General features: G+C 46.9%; 33 protein-coding genes. All 33 read right to left on the bottom strand.

Features of this window, described 5'->3' with window-relative positions:
* Positions 1 to 5: 5 nt before the first annotated feature.
* Positions 6 to 344: a 50S ribosomal protein L17 gene (rplQ, locus tag F3H20_RS16950; protein ID WP_091748065.1), complete on the bottom strand. Its 339-nt coding sequence runs from the start codon at positions 342 to 344 to the stop codon at positions 6 to 8.
* Positions 345 to 357: 13 nt separating this feature from the next.
* Positions 358 to 1317 (bottom strand): DNA-directed RNA polymerase subunit alpha, encoded by a 960-nt coding sequence (locus F3H20_RS16945; protein ID WP_091748068.1) that lies wholly within the window; start codon positions 1315 to 1317, stop codon positions 358 to 360.
* Positions 1318 to 1406: 89 nt separating this feature from the next.
* Complete coding sequence (gene rpsD, locus F3H20_RS16940) at positions 1407 to 2033, bottom strand: 30S ribosomal protein S4 (RefSeq protein ID WP_149736049.1); 627 nt, start codon at positions 2031 to 2033, stop codon at positions 1407 to 1409.
* A gap of 26 nt (positions 2034 to 2059) precedes the next feature.
* A complete protein-coding gene (gene rpsK / locus F3H20_RS16935; RefSeq protein ID WP_054259365.1) occupies positions 2060 to 2452 on the bottom strand; it encodes a 30S ribosomal protein S11 in 393 nt (130 codons plus the stop codon).
* A gap of 17 nt (positions 2453 to 2469) precedes the next feature.
* A complete protein-coding gene (gene rpsM, locus F3H20_RS16930) occupies positions 2470 to 2841 on the bottom strand; it encodes a 30S ribosomal protein S13 (RefSeq protein WP_149736048.1) in 372 nt (123 codons plus the stop codon).
* Positions 2842 to 2857: 16 nt separating this feature from the next.
* Positions 2858 to 2971 carry a 50S ribosomal protein L36 gene (gene rpmJ, locus F3H20_RS16925; RefSeq protein WP_054259363.1) on the bottom strand — a complete coding sequence of 38 codons (114 nt, stop codon included), beginning with the start codon at positions 2969 to 2971 and terminating at the stop codon, positions 2858 to 2860.
* Between the two features lie 92 nt (positions 2972 to 3063).
* A complete protein-coding gene (gene infA, locus F3H20_RS16920; protein ID WP_091748077.1) occupies positions 3064 to 3282 on the bottom strand; it encodes a translation initiation factor IF-1 in 219 nt (72 codons plus the stop codon).
* 24 nt (positions 3283 to 3306) lie between these two features.
* Positions 3307 to 3594 (bottom strand): KOW domain-containing RNA-binding protein, encoded by a 288-nt coding sequence (locus F3H20_RS16915; RefSeq protein ID WP_149736047.1) that lies wholly within the window; start codon positions 3592 to 3594, stop codon positions 3307 to 3309.
* 11 nt (positions 3595 to 3605) lie between these two features.
* On the bottom strand, positions 3606 to 4352 hold the full coding sequence (gene map / locus F3H20_RS16910; RefSeq protein ID WP_149736046.1) for a type I methionyl aminopeptidase: 747 nt from the start codon (positions 4350 to 4352) through the stop codon (positions 3606 to 3608).
* The gene (locus F3H20_RS16905; protein WP_149736045.1) at positions 4349 to 5002 is read right to left on the bottom strand and encodes an adenylate kinase; all 654 of its coding nucleotides are present in this window, start codon (positions 5000 to 5002) and stop codon (positions 4349 to 4351) included. The genes map and F3H20_RS16905 overlap by 4 nt, the downstream gene beginning before the upstream one ends.
* A gap of 16 nt (positions 5003 to 5018) precedes the next feature.
* Positions 5019 to 6275, bottom strand: a complete 1257-nt coding sequence (secY, locus tag F3H20_RS16900; RefSeq protein ID WP_149736044.1) for a preprotein translocase subunit SecY — start codon at positions 6273 to 6275, stop codon at positions 5019 to 5021.
* A complete protein-coding gene (rplO, locus tag F3H20_RS16895; RefSeq protein ID WP_091748088.1) occupies positions 6276 to 6716 on the bottom strand; it encodes a 50S ribosomal protein L15 in 441 nt (146 codons plus the stop codon). It lies immediately after the preceding gene.
* 22 nt (positions 6717 to 6738) lie between these two features.
* Positions 6739 to 6924 (bottom strand): 50S ribosomal protein L30, encoded by a 186-nt coding sequence (gene rpmD, locus F3H20_RS16890; protein ID WP_149736043.1) that lies wholly within the window; start codon positions 6922 to 6924, stop codon positions 6739 to 6741.
* A 19-nt stretch (positions 6925 to 6943) separates the two neighbouring features.
* Complete coding sequence (gene rpsE, locus F3H20_RS16885; protein WP_149736042.1) at positions 6944 to 7444, bottom strand: 30S ribosomal protein S5; 501 nt, start codon at positions 7442 to 7444, stop codon at positions 6944 to 6946.
* 17 nt (positions 7445 to 7461) lie between these two features.
* Positions 7462 to 7830 carry a 50S ribosomal protein L18 gene (rplR, locus tag F3H20_RS16880; protein ID WP_149736041.1) on the bottom strand — a complete coding sequence of 123 codons (369 nt, stop codon included), beginning with the start codon at positions 7828 to 7830 and terminating at the stop codon, positions 7462 to 7464.
* A gap of 28 nt (positions 7831 to 7858) precedes the next feature.
* Complete coding sequence (gene rplF, locus F3H20_RS16875; protein WP_091748100.1) at positions 7859 to 8407, bottom strand: 50S ribosomal protein L6; 549 nt, start codon at positions 8405 to 8407, stop codon at positions 7859 to 7861.
* A gap of 25 nt (positions 8408 to 8432) precedes the next feature.
* Complete coding sequence (rpsH, locus tag F3H20_RS16870) at positions 8433 to 8831, bottom strand: 30S ribosomal protein S8 (protein ID WP_091748103.1); 399 nt, start codon at positions 8829 to 8831, stop codon at positions 8433 to 8435.
* A gap of 30 nt (positions 8832 to 8861) precedes the next feature.
* Positions 8862 to 9047, bottom strand: a complete 186-nt coding sequence (locus F3H20_RS16865) for a type Z 30S ribosomal protein S14 (protein WP_054259351.1) — start codon at positions 9045 to 9047, stop codon at positions 8862 to 8864.
* Between the two features lie 15 nt (positions 9048 to 9062).
* Positions 9063 to 9602, bottom strand: coding sequence for a 50S ribosomal protein L5 (rplE, locus tag F3H20_RS16860; RefSeq protein WP_091748106.1), 540 nt, complete (start codon positions 9600 to 9602; stop codon positions 9063 to 9065).
* Positions 9603 to 9628: 26 nt separating this feature from the next.
* Positions 9629 to 9967, bottom strand: coding sequence for a 50S ribosomal protein L24 (rplX, locus tag F3H20_RS16855; protein WP_091748109.1), 339 nt, complete (start codon positions 9965 to 9967; stop codon positions 9629 to 9631).
* Between the two features lie 18 nt (positions 9968 to 9985).
* Complete coding sequence (gene rplN / locus F3H20_RS16850; protein WP_091748112.1) at positions 9986 to 10354, bottom strand: 50S ribosomal protein L14; 369 nt, start codon at positions 10352 to 10354, stop codon at positions 9986 to 9988.
* 71 nt (positions 10355 to 10425) lie between these two features.
* Positions 10426 to 10683, bottom strand: a complete 258-nt coding sequence (gene rpsQ / locus F3H20_RS16845; RefSeq protein ID WP_091748115.1) for a 30S ribosomal protein S17 — start codon at positions 10681 to 10683, stop codon at positions 10426 to 10428.
* Positions 10684 to 10774: 91 nt separating this feature from the next.
* Positions 10775 to 10978, bottom strand: a complete 204-nt coding sequence (gene rpmC / locus F3H20_RS16840; RefSeq protein ID WP_149736040.1) for a 50S ribosomal protein L29 — start codon at positions 10976 to 10978, stop codon at positions 10775 to 10777.
* Positions 10968 to 11426: a 50S ribosomal protein L16 gene (gene rplP / locus F3H20_RS16835; protein WP_091748121.1), complete on the bottom strand. Its 459-nt coding sequence runs from the start codon at positions 11424 to 11426 to the stop codon at positions 10968 to 10970. Before rplP ends, rpmC begins: the two co-directional genes overlap by 11 nt.
* Complete coding sequence (gene rpsC / locus F3H20_RS16830; RefSeq protein ID WP_091748124.1) at positions 11426 to 12094, bottom strand: 30S ribosomal protein S3; 669 nt, start codon at positions 12092 to 12094, stop codon at positions 11426 to 11428. The genes rplP and rpsC overlap by 1 nt, the downstream gene beginning before the upstream one ends.
* A 21-nt stretch (positions 12095 to 12115) precedes the next feature.
* Positions 12116 to 12448, bottom strand: a complete 333-nt coding sequence (gene rplV, locus F3H20_RS16825) for a 50S ribosomal protein L22 (RefSeq protein ID WP_091748127.1) — start codon at positions 12446 to 12448, stop codon at positions 12116 to 12118.
* 45 nt (positions 12449 to 12493) lie between these two features.
* A complete protein-coding gene (rpsS, locus tag F3H20_RS16820) occupies positions 12494 to 12775 on the bottom strand; it encodes a 30S ribosomal protein S19 (RefSeq protein WP_091748129.1) in 282 nt (93 codons plus the stop codon).
* A gap of 22 nt (positions 12776 to 12797) precedes the next feature.
* Positions 12798 to 13625 carry a 50S ribosomal protein L2 gene (gene rplB / locus F3H20_RS16815; RefSeq protein ID WP_149736039.1) on the bottom strand — a complete coding sequence of 276 codons (828 nt, stop codon included), beginning with the start codon at positions 13623 to 13625 and terminating at the stop codon, positions 12798 to 12800.
* A 30-nt stretch (positions 13626 to 13655) separates the two neighbouring features.
* A complete protein-coding gene (gene rplW / locus F3H20_RS16810; RefSeq protein ID WP_149736038.1) occupies positions 13656 to 13943 on the bottom strand; it encodes a 50S ribosomal protein L23 in 288 nt (95 codons plus the stop codon).
* Positions 13943 to 14569, bottom strand: coding sequence for a 50S ribosomal protein L4 (gene rplD, locus F3H20_RS16805; RefSeq protein WP_149736037.1), 627 nt, complete (start codon positions 14567 to 14569; stop codon positions 13943 to 13945). Before rplD ends, rplW begins: the two co-directional genes overlap by 1 nt.
* A gap of 76 nt (positions 14570 to 14645) precedes the next feature.
* On the bottom strand, positions 14646 to 15287 hold the full coding sequence (gene rplC / locus F3H20_RS16800; RefSeq protein ID WP_149736036.1) for a 50S ribosomal protein L3: 642 nt from the start codon (positions 15285 to 15287) through the stop codon (positions 14646 to 14648).
* A 14-nt stretch (positions 15288 to 15301) separates the two neighbouring features.
* Entirely contained in the window at positions 15302 to 15613 is a 312-nt protein-coding gene (rpsJ, locus tag F3H20_RS16795; protein ID WP_054259337.1) for a 30S ribosomal protein S10, read from the bottom strand.
* A gap of 179 nt (positions 15614 to 15792) precedes the next feature.
* Positions 15793 to 16995 (bottom strand): elongation factor Tu, encoded by a 1203-nt coding sequence (tuf, locus tag F3H20_RS16790; RefSeq protein WP_149736064.1) that lies wholly within the window; start codon positions 16993 to 16995, stop codon positions 15793 to 15795.
* Between the last annotated feature and the right edge of the window lie 18 nt (positions 16996 to 17013).

The following is a 17013-nucleotide window of genomic DNA, read 5'->3' as shown; positions in this document are numbered from 1 at the left end:
TTTTCTTATACCAATTCGAGAATTGCCATCGGTGCAGCATCGCCGCGACGAGGACCAAGCTTCATGATGCGGGTATATCCGCCCTGACGTTCCGCATACTTCGGTGCGATGGTATCAAACAATTTTCTAACAACATCTTCATCCATGAGGTACGATAACACCTGACGGCGGGCATGCAAGTCGCCCCGCTTGGCTAAAGTGATCATTTTTTCGGCTAAACCGCTGATTTCTTTAGCTTTTGCTTCGGTAGTCTCAATACGCTCATATGCAAAGAAGGAAGTTAAAATACTGCGAAACAGTGCTTTACGCGCACTGGAGTCACGTCCTAATTTTCTATAAGCCACATTCTTCCCTCCCCTACTCTTCAGCTTCGGTTAGTGCCAGACCAAGTTCAATCAATTTCTTTTTGACTTCTTCCATTGATTTGCGTCCGAGATTACGAACTTTCATCATATCCTCTTCCGACTTTTGAACCAGTTCTGCCACAGTATTAATTCCAGCCCGTTTCAAACAATTGTAGGAACGTACCGAAAGATCCAAATCCTCAATGGTCATTTCCAAAGTCTTGGAAGCTCCCTCTTGCGGCGCTTCGGTAAAGGTTCCTTCCGCTCCTTCATCTTCTGTCGGAATGCCTGCCATGTTCTGGAATAATTTTAGGTGAGCTATCATAATCCCCGCAGCTTTGCTTACTGCTTCTTCGGGTCTTATGCTGCCATCGGTCCACACTTCCAATGTCAACTTGTCGTAGTTCGTCACGTTGCCGACACGTGTATCGGTAGTATTGTAATTGACCCGTTGGATAGGCGAAAAAATGGAATCAATGGGAATAACGCCGATCACATGTTCAGGTTTTTTGTTCTTATCAGCAGAAACATACCCGCGACCACGCTCTACGGTGATTTCCATCTTCAGTGAACCGCTGGCATCGACGGTAGCCAAATGTATATCCGGATTCAGTATTTCCACGTCAGCATCAGTAACGATATCCGCAGCGGTAACCTCACCTTCACCGGTAAAATCCACCCGTAAAACTTTTGGCTCGTCTGTATGCATTTTTATGCACAGTTCTTTGAGGTTTAAAATAATGTCGGTAACGTCTTCCCGCACGCCGGGAATGGTAGAAAATTCGTGAAGCACCCCTTCGATTTTCACCGAAGTAACCGCTGCCCCATGAAGCGATGAAAGGAGAATACGGCGCAGGCTGTTGCCCAGCGTAGTTCCGTATCCCGGTTCTAATGGCTCACAAACAAATTTTCCATAACGACTGTCTTCACTGATTTCTACTATCTCGATGTTCGGTTTTTCGATATCGTTCATCCGAAAAAGACCCTCCTCTTTGCGCACTGCTGAAGTTACGCTATAACCCACGGCTGAGGGTAAATTAAAATTCGCACTACCTACAGTTGTTATCTGGAATATAACTCGACGATAAGATGTTCCTGAATCGGGATGTCAATTTCCTCACGATTGGGGTAGCGTACTACTTTACCGCTCAAATCCGCCGCCGAAAGTTCCAACCAGGCCGGAACGGTCTTGCTGGCAATGCCTTCAGCCATTTCTTTCATAATTGGCGATTCCTTGCTGGATTCTTTTACCTGGATGACATCGCCGGCTTTTACCTGATAAGAAGGAATATTCACCCGGTGGCCATTCACTGTAAAGTGTCCGTGACGAACTAATTGTCTTGCCTGGTTGCGGCTGCTGCCAAAACCCAGACGGTATACAATGTTGTCCAGTCTTCTTTCTAACAGTACCAGTAAGTTTTCACCGGTAATGCCTTTTTGGCGGTCCGCTTTGTCAAAATAAGTGCGGAACTGACCTTCCAACACACCGTAAGTACGGCGTGCCTTTTGCTTTTCACGCAGCTGGATGCCATACTCGGAAACTTTCTTCCGGCCTTGACCATGTTGACCAGGCGCATAGCTGCGTTTGGAGAACGCGCATTTGTCGCTGTAACATCTATCACCTTTTAAGTACAGTTTCACGCCTTCGCGGCGGCACTGTCTGCAAACAGGTCCTATATATCTAGCCATTCTTTATTCAGCACCTCCCAAAATCCTTATACTCTTCTCCGTTTAGGCGGACGGCATCCGTTGTGGGGAACCGGTGTGCAATCTTTAATCAGATTGACTTCCAGTCCGGCAGCCTGCAGCGACCGGATGGCAGCTTCCCGTCCGGCGCCAGGGCCTTTAACAAATACTTCGATTTGTTTTAAGCCATGTTCCATCGCTGCTTTGGCAGCGGTTTCGGCTGCCATCTGTGCAGCAAAAGGAGTGCTTTTACGCGAACCTCTGAAACCAAGGCCACCTGCACTAGCCCAGGAAAGCGCATTACCCTTTGTATCGGTAATGGTAACGATCGTATTATTGAAGGTCGAACGGATGTGGGCTACACCATGCTCGATATTTTTACGTTCTTTTCTTTTCGGTCTTACGACTTTTTTAGCAACCACTCTTTATCCCTCCTTTACTACTTCTTACGTTTCGCGCCAACAGTCCGTTTCGGACCTTTGCGGGTGCGGGCGTTGGTTTTCGTACGTTGTCCCCGGACAGGCAAGCCCATACGGTGACGTTTTCCCCGGTAAGAACCGATTTCAATCAAACGTTTAATGTTGAGCTGTTCTTCACGGCGCAAGTCGCCTTCTACTCTGTAATCCTTGTCAATTGCCTCACGCAACTGAGCTACTTCTTCCTCGGTAAGATCGCGCGTGCGAGTATCAGGATTGATTTTCGTAGCTGCTAGGATTGTTTTAGATAAAGTAAGTCCGATACCATAAATATATGTTAATGCAATTTCAATTCTCTTATCGCGCGGTAAGTCTACTCCGGCAATACGTGCCATCTATACATGCACCCCCTTAACCTTGTTTTTGCTTATGCTTAGGATTTTCACAAATCACCATGACATTGCCATGACGTTTAATAACCTTGCATTTTTCACAAATGGGTTTGACCGACGGTCTTACTTTCATTTGCTTCTTCCTCCTTGAGTATGTTTTAGTGCTACAGCAACGGGTGCTGTATACTTAAAACACCCTCTGTAAATTAATTTTATTTACCTATCTTATTTAAAACGATAAGTAATTCGTCCGCGTTTCAAATCATACGGTGTAAGCTCTACTGTTACTTTATCGCCAGGTAAGATCCGGATAAAATTCATGCGGATTTTACCTGATACATGTGCCAGTACAATATGCCCGTTTTCCAGTTTAACCTGAAACATGGCATTTGGTAAAGCCTCAACGACCGTACCTTCTACTTCAATTACGTCTTGTTTGGACACAAGCTGTCCCTCCTCGTCCGCTTATCACAAAATATCCGGTTCACTAAAACAAGCAATAGCCTGACGAACAGCTTCGTCAGTAACTGTCTCGCCTTCAGCAAGTTTCTTCGTCAGTACCGTAGCAACAGGCTGTAAAACTTTGACATGCCGGATGTTTTTCTTTTTAGGTTTGGCAATCGGATGGTTGCGACCATTCGTTACATGAATGTAAGATGAACTGTCAATTGCGACCACTAGATAGCCAGTGCCACAATCACGCCCGGCAATACTTGTTACTAGTTGGCCTAGAACGACCTGTTTATCGTCTAGCACAGCCGCGCCTCCTATAACTTGGTCAAAATTTCCGGTCCGTTATCCGTAACGGCAATGCTATGTTCGAAATGTGCAGAAGGTTTTTTATCAAGCGTTACTACTGTCCAGCCATCATCGAGGGCCTTGACTTCGTAAGTACCCATGTTGATCATCGGTTCTATTGCCAGTGTCATACCGGATTTCAAGCGCGGTCCGTGGCCAGGACTACCGTAATTGGGAATTTGAGGGTCCTCATGCATATTGCGTCCAATGCCATGCCCAACGTAATCGCGAACTACACCGTAACCGTACTTTTCGGCATGAGACTGGACTGCATGGGAAATGTCGCTGAGACGATTGCCTGTTATAGCCTGTTCGATCCCTTTATGGAGCGACTCTTCCGTAACCTTTAGTAGCTGCTCCATTTCCGCGTCGACTTCACCGACAGGTACCGTAATCGCGGCATCTCCATTATATCCATTAATTACCGCTCCAATGTCAATACTTACATTATCTCCGCTTTTTAACTTTCTTAATCCTGGAATTCCATGTACTACCTCTTCGTTTACCGAAGCACAGATATTGCCAGGGAAGCCGTGATATCCCTTAAAGGCGGGAATCGCGCCACGGCTTTTGATATATTTTTCGGCGATTTGATCCAGTTCCAGGGTAGTAACTCCCGGTTTTACGGCCTTTTTGATTTCAACGAAGGTCTCTGCTACAATCTGACCGGCATCGCGTAAATAGCCGATCTCTCTGTCCGATTTAAGGATAATCATGATGAGTGTCCCCGCAGACAGTTGATAATATCGGCAAGCACCTTGTCGATATCCTGGCATCCGTTGATTTCGCAATACAGCCCTTGAGTCCGGTAGTAACCAATCAAAGGTTCCGTCTGGTCCGTATAAACACGCAGGCGATTGGTTACTGTGTCTTCACTGTCGTCGGCACGTTGATACAATTCACCGCTGCATTTATCGCAGGAACCGTTTACCTTGGACGGATTAAAAGCAATATGATAGGTCGCCCCGCAGCTTTTACAGATCCGTCGTCCGGTAATCCGGCTGACCAATTCTTCCGTTGGAACATTGATATTTACCACACGGGTCAATACAATTCCCAGATCCTTCAGCGTACTGTCAAGCGCATTGGCCTGTTCCAGCGTACGTGGAAAACCGTCTAAAATAAAACCCTGACGGCAATCCGGTTTTGCCAGACGTTCCTTGACAATACCGATGGTCACCGCATCCGGTACCAGCTGTCCGGCATCCATGCAGGCTTTCGCCTGTTTGCCCAGCTCGGTACCTTCTTTTACTGCTGCCCGGAACATATCGCCGGTAGAAATGTGAGGAATCTTAAGCTCCTCTACCAGTTGTACCGCCTGGGTCCCTTTTCCGGCCCCCGGCGGTCCCATCAATAGGATATACATCGACTTTACACCTCTCTTACTTCATGAAGCCTTGGTAATGGCGCATCAGCACCAGCGCCTCAATCTGCTTCATTGTGTCAAGAGCCACCCCCACAATAATCAGGAGAGCAGTACCGCCAAAATATACCCCTTGAATATTGGTAATTGCTGCAATAAAATTTGGTACTATGGCGATAATGGCGAGGAAGATTGAGCCAGCAAGGGTGATCCTGGTCATTACACGATCTAAATAGTCAGCGGTTGGTTTCCCCGGACGCAAGCCTGGAATAAAACCACCGTGTTTTTTCATGTTCTCTGCCATATCCGATATATTCAGGGTAACCGCAGTATAGAAATACGTGAAGAATACAATCAGCAGCGCATAGATTGCCGTCTGCAGCGGCGTACCCCACGCAAACCAGCCTGCCACGGTTTTTACCCAGGGAACATTTATAAACTGGGCAATGGTTACCGGGAACATGAGCACGGATGACGCAAAGATTATTGGAATAACACCCGCCTGATTGACTTTCAGCGGAATGTGAGTAGAGTGTCCACCGTACATTTTGCGTCCAACAACCCGTTTGGCATATTGTACAGGAATTCTACGCTGTCCTTGTTGAATGGCAATTACAAAAACAATCATAACCACAGCAATCAAAGCAAAAAGTATGATATTGTACCATTGAATGGTTCCCGCAGTTAAGTATTTGTACATTACGTAAATACCATCAGGAATTCTTGAAACCACACCAGCAAAAATTATAAGGGAAATACCATTGCCAATCCCTTTGTCGGTGATTTGCTCACCCAGCCACATCAAGAATGTGGTTCCGGCAGTCAATGTCACAGCTATCAGCAGGATTGATCCAATCCCGGGATTGATAACTGCGGCTCTTAACCCGTATGCCATGCCTACAGCTTGAATAAAACCTAAGAGCACTGTTCCATAACGGGTAATTTGGGTAATCTTCTTTCGCCCTTCATCGCCTTCTTTGGCCCACTGCTCAAATTTCGGCACTACTACCGTCAAGAGCTGCATGATAATGGAAGCATTAATATAAGGCGTAATACTCATCGCAAAGACCGAGAACTTACTTAATGCACCACCGGAAAATAAATCAAGCAGACCGAATAGGTTTCCCTGGGTAAACATCTGCTCAATAACCGCGGCATTAACCCCGGGGACTGGAATATGTGTGCCGGCTCTAAACACCAGAAACATAGCCAGCGTAAATAACACTTTCTGTCTTAGCTCAGTAATCTTGAGTATATTGGAAAGGGCTGAAAGCACTTATACCACCTCGACTTTTCCGCCAGCAGCCGTAATCTTGTCTGTTGCCGTTTTCGTGAAGCCATTTGCTTTCACAGTGAGGGATTTGGTCAGCTCGCCGTTGCCTAAAATGCGAAGACCGTCCAGAACCTTTTTCACCACACCGGCTTCTACCAAAGCAGTCAGATCAACGACAGTTCCATTTTCAAAACGATTTAATTCGGAAATATTCACTTCTGCATATTCTTTCGCAAACTTGTTGTAAAAACCACGTTTCGGCAGTCTGCGATAAATCGGCATCTGGCCGCCTTCAAAACCCGGACGGACACCGCCGCCAGCACGTGCGTTCTGACCTTTATGACCTTTACCGGAAGTTTTGCCAAGACCGGAGCCAAGTCCGCGGCCAACACGGGTACGCACTTTTTTTGAACCAGGCGCAGGAGATAACTCATGTAATTTCACAGTTAGCGCCCTCCTCTCGAATTTAGTCTTGTACTTTTTCCACACTAACAAGGTGTACGACTTTACGGATCATACCGTTAATCACCGCATTGTCTTCTTGGATAACCGAACTATTGGTTTTACCCAAACCTAAAGCTTTTACAGTAGCGCGCTGATCTTCCTGGCGACCGATTAAGCTTCTGGTAAGAGTAATTTTGAGTTTTGCCATTTTGTTTCCTCCTCTAGGCTTAGCCCAAAAGTTCCTGAACCGTTTTGCCGCGAAGCTCTGCCACTCTTTCAGCCCGTTTCAGTTGCTCTAGGCCCTGCAGTGTTGCCCGTACTGCGTTATTGGCATTGGACGAACCCAGCGATTTTGTCAGAATGTCATGGATACCTGCAAGTTCAAGTACGGCACGTACAGGACCGCCGGCAATAACACCGGTACCTTCAGCAGCCGGTTTTAACAGCACTTTGCCTGCACCAAAGATCCCTAGGATTTCGTGCGGAATGGTAGTGCCAACCAGGGGTACCTTTATAAGATTCTTCTTAGCATCTTCAATCCCTTTTCTGATTGCTTCAGGTACTTCGGAAGCCTTGCCCAAACCGGCGCCTACATGACCGTTCTCGTCACCGACAACAACCAAGGCGCTGAATGAGAAACGCCGACCGCCTTTTACAACTTTGGCAACCCGATTGATAAATACTACTTTTTCTTTTAACTCAAGACCTGTGTACTCAATTCTGGCCATTCATGTCCCTCCTTCTGCTAAAATTCCAGCCCTGCTTCACGTGCTGCCGCTGCTAATGCAGCCACTCTGCCGTGATAAATATAGCCGCCACGATCAAATACGACTTTGGTAATTCCGTTAGCTAACGCCCGTTTGGCAAGTTCCGCTCCCACAGCTTTAGCCGCTTCGATGTTACCGCCGTATTCCACTTGGCCCTTCACTTCTTTGTCAACCGTACTGGCTGAAACAAGCGTTGTACCAGTCTGATCGTTGATAATCTGAGCGTATATATGACTCAAACTCCGGAAAACGTTAAGACGGGGTCTTTCCGCAGTTCCTACAACATGTTTACGAACTCTACGATGCCGCTTTTGGCGTGACTCGTTTTTGTTTTCTTTACGAAGCAAGGTGTTCACTCCTTTCTATATAAGAATTTTACTTCTTACCTTTACCGCCTGCTTTACCTACTTTGCGGCGAATTACTTCACCTTCATACTTAATGCCTTTACCTTTATACGGTTCCGGTTCTCTGTAACCGCGAATCTTAGCGGCTAACGCGCCTACCGCTTCTTTATCCGACCCCGAAACAATAATTCTGTTCGGAGCGGGAACGTCAATGCTCAAGCCTTTCGGCGGTTCCACTTCCACCGGATGTGAAAATCCGAGGGTCAAGGCCAGCTTCGTACCGGATTTTGCCGCTCTGTAACCAACACCGGCAATTTCCAGTGTTTTTGTAAAACCAGTTGTTACACCGGTTACCATGTTGGCAATCAGGGTACGGGTTAAACCATGCAAAGATCTGTGTTCTTTAGCATCGGACGGTCTCTTGACAAGAAGAGTGTCGTTTTCCAGTTCCAAAATCATATCACTGTGAATGGCACGGCTCAATTCGCCTTTAGGTCCCTTTACGGTAACCAGGTTGCCATCTATCTTGAGGGTTACGCCTGCCGGAATAGCAATCGGCATTCTCCCAATTCTTGACATATACTGCACCTCCTAACTGCAAAAATTACCAAACGTATGCAAGCACTTCGCCGCCAAGTCCATCGCGGCGCGCCTGTTTGTCAGTCATAATTCCCTGCGACGTGGACACGATAGCGATGCCAAGTCCGCCAAGTACGCGCGGCAATTGATCTCTCTTAGCATACACTCTGAGTCCCGGCTTGGAAATCCGTTTAATACCGGTGATTACTTTCTCACGGTTCGGACCATATTTCAAGCTCACCCGCAAAACGCCTTGCTTATCGTCTTTGATTACTTCGAAATCCTTAATGAAGCCTTCGCTTTTTAAGATCTCAGCAACCGCCTGTTTAATCTTCGATGCAGGAATTTCCACTTTATCATGATAAACCGAATTAGCATTACGTAAACGTGTCAGCATATCGGCTATTGGATCGGTCATTACCATATTATATAACCTCCTTCCTATTCCGCTAGTTTACCAGCTAGCCTTGGTTACCCCTGGAATAGCCCCTTTGTAGCTCAATTCTCTAAAACAAATACGGCACATTTCAAATTTACGCAAGTAACCATGAGGACGGCCGCAGACTTTGCATCTGTTGTATTTACGAACTTTGAATTTCGGCTCGGCTTTCCATTTTTCAATTAACGCCTTTTTAGCCACAAATTTCCCTCCTTCTTACGCGCTGAATGGCATCCCCATTAACCGCAGCAGCTCGCGGGCTTCTTCGTCCGTGTTAGCTGTTGTGACAACAATAATGTCCATACCACGCAGTTTGTCAATTTTATCGTATTCAATTTCAGGGAAAATCAGCTGTTCTTTTACACCCAGTGTATAGTTGCCGCGTCCGTCGAAAGCGCGAGGGCTTACACCACGGAAGTCACGCACACGGGGAAGAGCTACGTTCAATAATTTATCCAAAAACTGATACATCCGCTCGCCGCGCAGGGTTACTTTGGCACCGATCGGCATGCCTTCACGGATTTTAAATGCCGCAATGGATTTTTTTGCCCGAGTCACAACCGGTTTTTGTCCGGCGATGATCGTCATGTCGTTCACTGCTGCATCCAATACCTTCGGATTACCTACGGCTTCGCCTACGCCCATGTTTAGAACAACCTTTTCAATCTTAGGGATTTCCATAACATTTTTGTAGCCAAACTTCTCCATCATCGCTTTAGCTACTTCGTTTTTATACTTGTCTTTTAATCTAGCCATGTGTAGTTACCTCCTTTCCACGTGATTTATTTCTCTTTATCAATGATCTCGCCGCATTTTTTACATACACGCACAGATTTTCCGCTCGCCAATGCGCTTTTTTTGATGCGGGTAGGTTTGTCACATGCGGAGCATACCAGCATGACTTTCGAGGAGTTAAGAGGAGCTTCTTTAACCACAATACCACCCTGGGGCAGTTTTTGGCTTGGTTTTGTATGACGTTTCACAGTGTTCACGCCTTCTACAATAACTTTGCTCTTCTTCGGTAAAGCTTCGATAATTTTTCCTTTTTTACCTTTATCTTTACCAGATAACACAACCACTGTGTCACCTTTTTTTACATGCAATTTATTGACTTCAGCCACTTACGGACACCTCCTAACTTAGATTACTTCCGGTGCCAACGAGATAATTTTCATAAAGTCCTTCTCTCTGAGTTCTCTCGCTACCGGCCCAAAAATACGGGTACCTCTGGGACTTTTATCATCTTTTATAACTACTGCTGCATTTTCATCAAAGCGAATATAGGAACCGTCGGCACGGCGCAAGCCTTTTTTGGAGCGCACAACGACAGCTTTCACTACATCACCCTTTTTTACTACACCACCTGGAGATGCGTCTTTAACTGCTGCAACAATAACATCACCGATATTGGCATATCTGCGGAAAGAACCGCCTAATACCCGGATGCACATGATCTGTTTAGCTCCGGTATTGTCAGCAACATTGAGGATTGTCTGTTGTTGGATCATCTTTATCCCTCCTTCACGAAATGCGAGGTGCGAGGGTCACGTAACGCGTATCGGACACCCGCGGATCGACATTATTTTGCTCTTTCGATAATTTCTACAACTCTCCAACGTTTGTCTTTCGATAATGGACGAGTTTCCATGATTTCCACCGTGTCGCCGGTGTGGCTTTCGTTGTTTTCATCATGGGCTTTGAATTTCACTGTCTTTTTCACAGCTTTTTTATACAACGGATGCGGTACCAAGCGTTCTACCGCTACTACAACCGTTTTTTCCATCTTATCGCTAACCACTTTGCCAATACGGGTTTTGCGTTCGTTTCTTTCGGTCACGTCCTTACAGCCTCCTTCCGTCCTACTTGCGATTGTCTCCTGGAAGACAACCCTGTCTTATTATTTGAAAACGTCCGTGCACAACTGGACTTTAAGCCTCTCCAGCCTTTAATTCCTGCTCACGTTGTACAGTTTTGATGCGGGCTATAGTCTTCTTTACTTCCTGAATCCGCATCGGGTTTTCTAATTGACCGGTAGCAAGTTGGAATCTCAGGTTAAATAATTCCTCTTTAAGTCCGGAAAGCTTCTGAGTCAGTTCAGCCGCACTCATTTCACGGATATCATTAGCCTTCATCTACTTCACCACCTACTTCTTGCTCTGCCGATACCTCTGCCTCTTCCCGTTTAACGAACTTCGTTTTAATAGGAAGTTTATGAGCGGCCAGACGCATAGCTTCTTTAGCCACTTCTTCAGTTACGCCGTCCATTTCAAACATAACACGGCCGGGTTTTACTACCGCTACCCAGTATTCCGGTGAACCTTTACCGCTACCCATACGGGTTTCAGCCGGTTTTGCCGTAATCGGTTTATCGGGGAATATTTTAATCCAAACTTTACCGCCACGTTTGATATAACGGGTCATAGCAATACGGGCTGCTTCAATTTGCCGGTTGGTAATCCAGGCCGGTTCAAGAGCTTGCAAGCCGAATTCGCCATGGCTGACGGTATTGCCGCGATTGGCTTTACCCTTCATACGACCACGAAATTGTTTGCGATGTTTCACTCTTTTTGGCAAAAGCATTACTCAACGCTCCCTTCAACAGCGGCAGCGGTCTTCTTCACTTCAGGCAAAACTTCGCCTTTATAGATCCAAACTTTTACACCGATGCGGCCGTAAGTAGTATGAGCTTCAGCAGTGCCATAGTCAATATCGGCTCTCAATGTATGCAGTGGAATGCTTCCTTCACGGTAGCTTTCGCTGCGGGCGATTTCAGCGCCGCCTAAGCGTCCGCCAACCATCACTTTAATCCCTTTAGCGCCAAGACGCATGGTTCGGGTTACCGACTGTTTCATAGCACGGCGGAAAGCAATACGTCTTTCCAGCTGTGATGCGATATTTTCAGCTACCAGAGTAGCGTCCAATTCCGGTTGTTTAATTTCTGCGATGTTAAGATCGATTTGTTTGTCAGTCAGCTTTCTTAAGCCTTTTTTAAGCTCCTCGATCCCGGCGCCGCCACGGCCAATCACCATACCTGGTTTTGCAGTGTGAATGGTCACTTTAACGCGGTTAGCCGCACGTTCTATAAGAATCTGGGATATGCCAGCAGCAAACGCTTTTTCTTTCAGGTATTCACGAATTTTTATATCTTCATGCAAGTTTTTTGCATAGTCTTTGTCGGCATACCATTTGGCGTCCCAAGTCTTGATAACACCGATTCTAAGTCCATGCGGATTAACTTTTTGACCCACTTAGTTTCCCTCCTTCGCCGGTTATCTCTCTTTTACAACTACTGTCACGTGGCTGCTGCGCTTTAAAATTTTAAAAGCTTGCCCACGAGATCTCGGATGAATACGTTTTAAAGTAGGACCTTGATCTACGTATGCAGCAGAAACATACAGTTTATCCGAATTCATATCAAAGTTATGCTCCGCATTTGCCACAGCGGAAGTCAGTACTTTTTCGATTACGTCGGCACCGACTTTCGGCGTGTATTTCAATATAGCCAATGCTTCACCAATGTTTTTACCACGAATCAAATCCATTACAATACGGATTTTACGCGGTGAAATGCGAATATATCTGGCAATTGCCTTCGCTTCCATGTGTTAGCCCCCTTTCGGCAACTCTTTAACTAAACAAGCTTCCAATTATCTAAGCGATGTTGATCTTTCGTTGTCACCATGGCCTTTAAACGTACGGGTAGGTGCAAACTCACCCAGTTTATGGCCTACCATATCTTCCGTGACATATACCGGAACATGTTTCCGTCCGTCATGAACCGCTATTGTATGTCCGACAAAACTAGGAAGAATGGTGGAGCTGCGTGACCAAGTTTTAACAACCTTTTTGTCACTTTTTTCATTCAAAGCGTCAACCTTTTTCAGCAGGCTTTCATGGACATAAGGTCCTTTTTTTGTGGATCTCGACACTCAATTGTCCTCCCTTCTCTACCTATTTTGTCCGTCTCTTAACGATGAGCTTATCGGACGATTTCTTTCTGCGGGTCTTAGCACCCATAGCATGTTTACCCCAAGGAGTAACAGGATGTTTGCGGCCCACAGGCGAACGACCTTCGCCACCGCCATGCGGATGGTCAATCGGGTTCATCGCTACGCCGCGGTTTGCCGGGCGAATGCCAAGCCAGCGCGAGCGTCCGGCTTTACCGATCGTAATATTTTCATGCTCCAAATTGCCAACCTGGCCAATGGTAGCTTTGCAGTTTACATGAACTTTTCTTAACTCACCGGACGGTAAGCGAAGCAGCGCATGGTTGCCTTCCTTTGCCATCAATTGAGCCGATGCGCCGGCCGAACGGACCATTTGGCCGCCTTTGCCGATTTTCATCTCGATATTGTGAATCTGAGTACCGACCGGAATATTCTTCAAAGGAAGCGCATTGCCTACTTTGATGTCGGCTTCCGGGCCGCTCATCACTTTATCTCCGACTTTTAGCCCGTTGGGAGCCAGGATATAACGTTTTTCACCGTCGGCATAGTTAAGTAGTGCAATACGGGCCGAACGGTTCGGATCGTACTCAATTGTTGCTACAGTTGCCGGAATGCCGTCTTTATTACGTTTAAAATCGATTATTCTATACAGGCGCTTATGGCCGCCGCCTTGATGTCTTACTGTCAGACGGCCTTGCTGATTACGCCCGGCATGTTTTTGCAGTCGTTCCACAAGAGAACGCTCTGGTTTATCAGTGGTAATTTCTTCGAAATTAGCCACAGTCATAAACCTTCTACCCGGAGCATAGGGTTTGAAACTTTTTACTGCCATGTTTGCCCCTCCTTTTTTACAGTTTTTAGGTTATACACCTTCAAAGAATTCGATACGCTCGCCAGGAGCCAGTTTTACGATTGCTTTTTTATAGTCAGGACGTTTGCCTGCCGTTTTGCCCATCCGTTTGGTTTTACCCGGAACGCGGATGGTATTGATAGCAAGTACCTTTACCTTGAATACCTCTTCTACAGCCTGACGGATTTCCACTTTATTGGACTTTAACGGTACAATAAAGGTATATCTGTCTTCTGCCATTAAAGCGGTCGATTTTTCCGTAATGTACGGACGGATTAGAATATCGCGTGCGTTTGCCATTATGCCAGCACCTCCTCGATGCGATTAACTGCATCTTTCGTGATGAGCACTTTGTCATGGTGGAGAAGATCATATACATTGATTCCGGTGGAAGCAATGGCTTTGACTCCGCGAATGTTGCGGGACGATTTTTCTACGTTCTCCAGCGCTTCGCCGGTAACAATCAGCGCCTTGCTGTCAGTCGCTTTAAAATCGTTCAGCAATTTCACAACGTCTTTTGTCTTAGGCTGTGCAAAATCAATGGCTTCAACAACAACCAGTTCTTCGGCTTTCACTTTTGCACTGAGTGCACACTTGATGGCCAGACGACGTTGTTTACGAGGCATTCTAAAAGCGTAAGAACGGGGTTGCGGGCCAAACGTGGTACCGCCGCCTACCCAAATCGGGGAACGGGTGCTGCCGGCACGAGCCCGGCCTGTACCCTTTTGTTTCCACGGTTTTCTACCGCCGCCGCGTACCATTCCTCTAGTCTTTGTAGCAGCTGTGCCCAAACGCTGACTGGCAAGTTGCATAACCACAGCTTGGTGCAAAACAGCTTCATTTACTTCCACGCCAAAAACATTTTCATTTAACTCTATTTCACCAGTCTGTTGACCGGCGATATTATATACTGCTACTTTCGGCATATAGCACATCCTCCTTTCGTGGTTCGAGGCCCGGAATCCGCAGGCCTGACGCCCGCAAACCACCGAACCCTAAATTTTATTTTGAAGGTTTTACGGTATTTCTGATCACAACATAACTTCCTTTAGGTCCGGGAACGGCACCTTTGATCAAAATCAGGTTGCGTTCATTGTCCACTCTTACCACACTTAAACGCTGTACGGTTACCTTCTGTCCGCCCATCTGGCCGGGAAGCTTTTTACCTTTGAATACCTTACCGCCGCCGCCGCTCATCCGGGGACCGATTGAACCAGGTTCACGGTGCGATTTGGAACCGTGAGCCATAGGACCGCGTCTAAAGTTATGGCGTTTAATACCGCCGGCAAATCCCTTGCCTTTTGCTGTGCCGGTTACGTCTACCAGCTCACCTGCGCTAAACACGTCGGCACCGATAAACTGACCTACTGTATATTCCGAAGCAGCAGGAAGTCTTACTTCGCGGATAAATTTAACCGGTTTTGCACCGGCTTTGGCAAAATGCCCCTTCAGCGGCCTGGTAACCTTTTTATCTTTAACAGCGCCATAGCCCAGTTGCACTGCATTATAGCCGTCGTTTTCAACAGTTCTGTTTTGAAGCACAACGGTTTGTCCTGCTTCCAGCACAGTTACCGGAACAACTTTGCCTTCCGGAGTAAAAATTTGAGTCATACCTAATTTTTTTCCTAAAAGTCCTTTAGCCATGTTTGCCACCTCCTCTACAGCTTAATTTCGATATCCACACCAGCCGGAAGGTCGAGGCGCATCAAAGCGTCTACAGTCTTCGAAGTCGGCTCTACGATGTCAATTAAGCGCTTATGCGTACGCATTTCAAATTGCTCACGCGAATCTTTATTGACATGGGGTGAACGCAAAATAGTGAAAATATTTTTCTCCGTGGGAAGTGGTATGGGACCGGATACGGACGCACCGGTTCTTTTTGCAGTATCAACAATTCTTGCCGCGCTCTGATCCAATGCCTTATGATCATACGCCTTGAGGCGAATTCTGATTTTTTGTTGTTTAGCCATTACTATTTCCTCCTTATCGCCCGGTTTCATTGAACGGACATTCTCCGTGAAAATTTCCCCGCAAACTACGCGGGCAACCTCCCACGTCATCGCCTAGGAACTTTGTATTTATTCCTGATATAAGGGCGCCCTTATAGGTCGCCCTTACACCAGGCTGTAAAACAGCCTTTTTCTTCGTCTTATGCGTCGATAGCAGTTACGACACCGGCGCCAACCGTACGGCCGCCTTCACGAATCGCGAAGCGCAGTCCTTCTTCCATTGCGATCGGAGTAATCAACTCGATCGACATTTGGATGTTGTCGCCAGGCATTACCATTTCCACACCTTCCGGCAGGTTTACTACACCCGTTACGTCAGTCGTACGGAAGTAGAACTGCGGACGGTAGTTCGTAAAGAACGGTGTGTGACGGCCGCCTTCTTCTTTCGACAGTACATATACTTCTGCTTTGAATTTCGTATGCGGTTTAATCGAACCCGGTTTAGCCAATACCTGGCCGCGTTCAATGTCTTTTCTTTCCACGCCGCGCAGCAGAGCGCCGATGTTGTCGCCAGCTACTGCCGAATCCAGCAGTTTACGGAACATTTCTACGCCGGTTACTACCGTCGATTTAGCTTTGTCCGTCATCCCTACGATTTCTACCGTGTCACTGACTTTGATTTCGCCACGTTCTACACGGCCCGTTGCTACCGTACCACGGCCAGTGATGGTGAACACGTCTTCCACAGGCATCAGGAACGGTTTGTTGGTTGCACGTTCCGGCGTCGGGATGTATTCGTCTACAGCGTCCATCAATTCCATGATTTTGCCGCACCATTGGCATTCGCGTTTTGCGCAGCCGCAGTCCAGAGCTTTTACTGCCGAACCGCTGATTACAGGAATGTCGTCGCCAGGGAATTCATAGCTGGACAACAGTTCACGTACTTCCATTTCTACCAGTTCCATCAATTCAGCGTCGTCTACCAGGTCAGCCTTGTTCAGGAATACGACCATCGCCGGTACGCCTACCTGACGGGACAGCAGAATGTGTTCGCGAGTCTGCGGCATCGGGCCGTCAGCTGCACTTACTACCAGGATCGCTCCGTCCATCTGCGCTGCGCCGGTGATCATGTTCTTTACATAGTCAGCATGGCCCGGGCAGTCTACGTGCGCATAGTGGCGTTTTTCTGTTTCATATTCTACGTGTGCCGTATTGATCGTAATGCCGCGTTCTCTTTCTTCCGGTGCTTTGTCGATCATGTCATACGCCATGAATTCGGCGCCGCCTGCCTTCGATAAGGTCAGCGTAATTGCTGCCGTCAGCGACGTCTTGCCATGGTCAACGTGACCGATCGTGCCTATGTTTACGTGCGGTTTATTTCTTTCAAACTTCTTCTTTGCCATTTCTTTTCTTTGCCTCCT

Source organism: Propionispora hippei DSM 15287, assembly GCF_900141835.1.
Lineage (GTDB): Bacteria > Bacillota > Negativicutes > Propionisporales > Propionisporaceae > Propionispora > Propionispora hippei.
The sequence above is the reverse complement of the archived record's forward strand: the minus strand, read 5'-3'. Positions and strand labels throughout refer to the sequence as shown.

Coding starts and splice junctions, on each gene's coding strand:
- F3H20_RS16945 (WP_091748068.1), bottom strand. CDS start 1,317: ATGAACGATATCGAAAAACCGAACATCGAGATAGTAGAAATCAGTGAA.
- rpsD (WP_149736049.1), bottom strand. CDS start 2,033: ATGGCTAGATATATAGGACCTGTTTGCAGACAGTGCCGCCGCGAAGGC.
- rpsM (WP_149736048.1), bottom strand. CDS start 2,841: ATGGCACGTATTGCCGGAGTAGACTTACCGCGCGATAAGAGAATTGAA.
- rpmJ (WP_054259363.1), bottom strand. CDS start 2,971: ATGAAAGTAAGACCGTCGGTCAAACCCATTTGTGAAAAATGCAAGGTT.
- map (WP_149736046.1), bottom strand. CDS start 4,352: ATGATTATCCTTAAATCGGACAGAGAGATCGGCTATTTACGCGATGCC.
- F3H20_RS16905 (WP_149736045.1), bottom strand. CDS start 5,002: ATGTATATCCTATTGATGGGACCGCCGGGGGCCGGAAAAGGGACCCAG.
- rpmD (WP_149736043.1), bottom strand. CDS start 6,924: ATGGCAAAACTCAAAATTACTCTTACCAGAAGCTTAATCGGTCGCCAG.
- rpsE (WP_149736042.1), bottom strand. CDS start 7,444: ATGGCCAGAATTGAGTACACAGGTCTTGAGTTAAAAGAAAAAGTAGTA.
- rplF (WP_091748100.1), bottom strand. CDS start 8,407: ATGTCAAGAATTGGGAGAATGCCGATTGCTATTCCGGCAGGCGTAACC.
- rpsH (WP_091748103.1), bottom strand. CDS start 8,831: ATGGTAATGACCGATCCAATAGCCGATATGCTGACACGTTTACGTAAT.
- rplE (WP_091748106.1), bottom strand. CDS start 9,602: ATGGCTAGATTAAAAGACAAGTATAAAAACGAAGTAGCTAAAGCGATG.
- rplN (WP_091748112.1), bottom strand. CDS start 10,354: ATGATCCAACAACAGACAATCCTCAATGTTGCTGACAATACCGGAGCT.
- rpmC (WP_149736040.1), bottom strand. CDS start 10,978: ATGAAGGCTAATGATATCCGTGAAATGAGTGCGGCTGAACTGACTCAG.
- rplP (WP_091748121.1), bottom strand. CDS start 11,426: ATGCTTTTGCCAAAAAGAGTGAAACATCGCAAACAATTTCGTGGTCGT.
- rplV (WP_091748127.1), bottom strand. CDS start 12,448: ATGGAAGCGAAGGCAATTGCCAGATATATTCGCATTTCACCGCGTAAA.
- rplB (WP_149736039.1), bottom strand. CDS start 13,625: ATGGCAGTAAAAAGTTTCAAACCCTATGCTCCGGGTAGAAGGTTTATG.
- rplW (WP_149736038.1), bottom strand. CDS start 13,943: ATGGCAAACGCACGCGATATTCTAATCCGTCCGTACATTACGGAAAAA.
- rplD (WP_149736037.1), bottom strand. CDS start 14,569: ATGCCGAAAGTAGCAGTATATAATATCGCCGGTCAACAGACTGGTGAA.
- rplC (WP_149736036.1), bottom strand. CDS start 15,287: ATGGCTAAAGGACTTTTAGGAAAAAAATTAGGTATGACTCAAATTTTT.
- rpsJ (WP_054259337.1), bottom strand. CDS start 15,613: ATGGCTAAACAACAAAAAATCAGAATTCGCCTCAAGGCGTATGATCAT.
- tuf (WP_149736064.1), bottom strand. CDS start 16,995: ATGGCAAAGAAGAAGTTTGAAAGAAATAAACCGCACGTAAACATAGGC.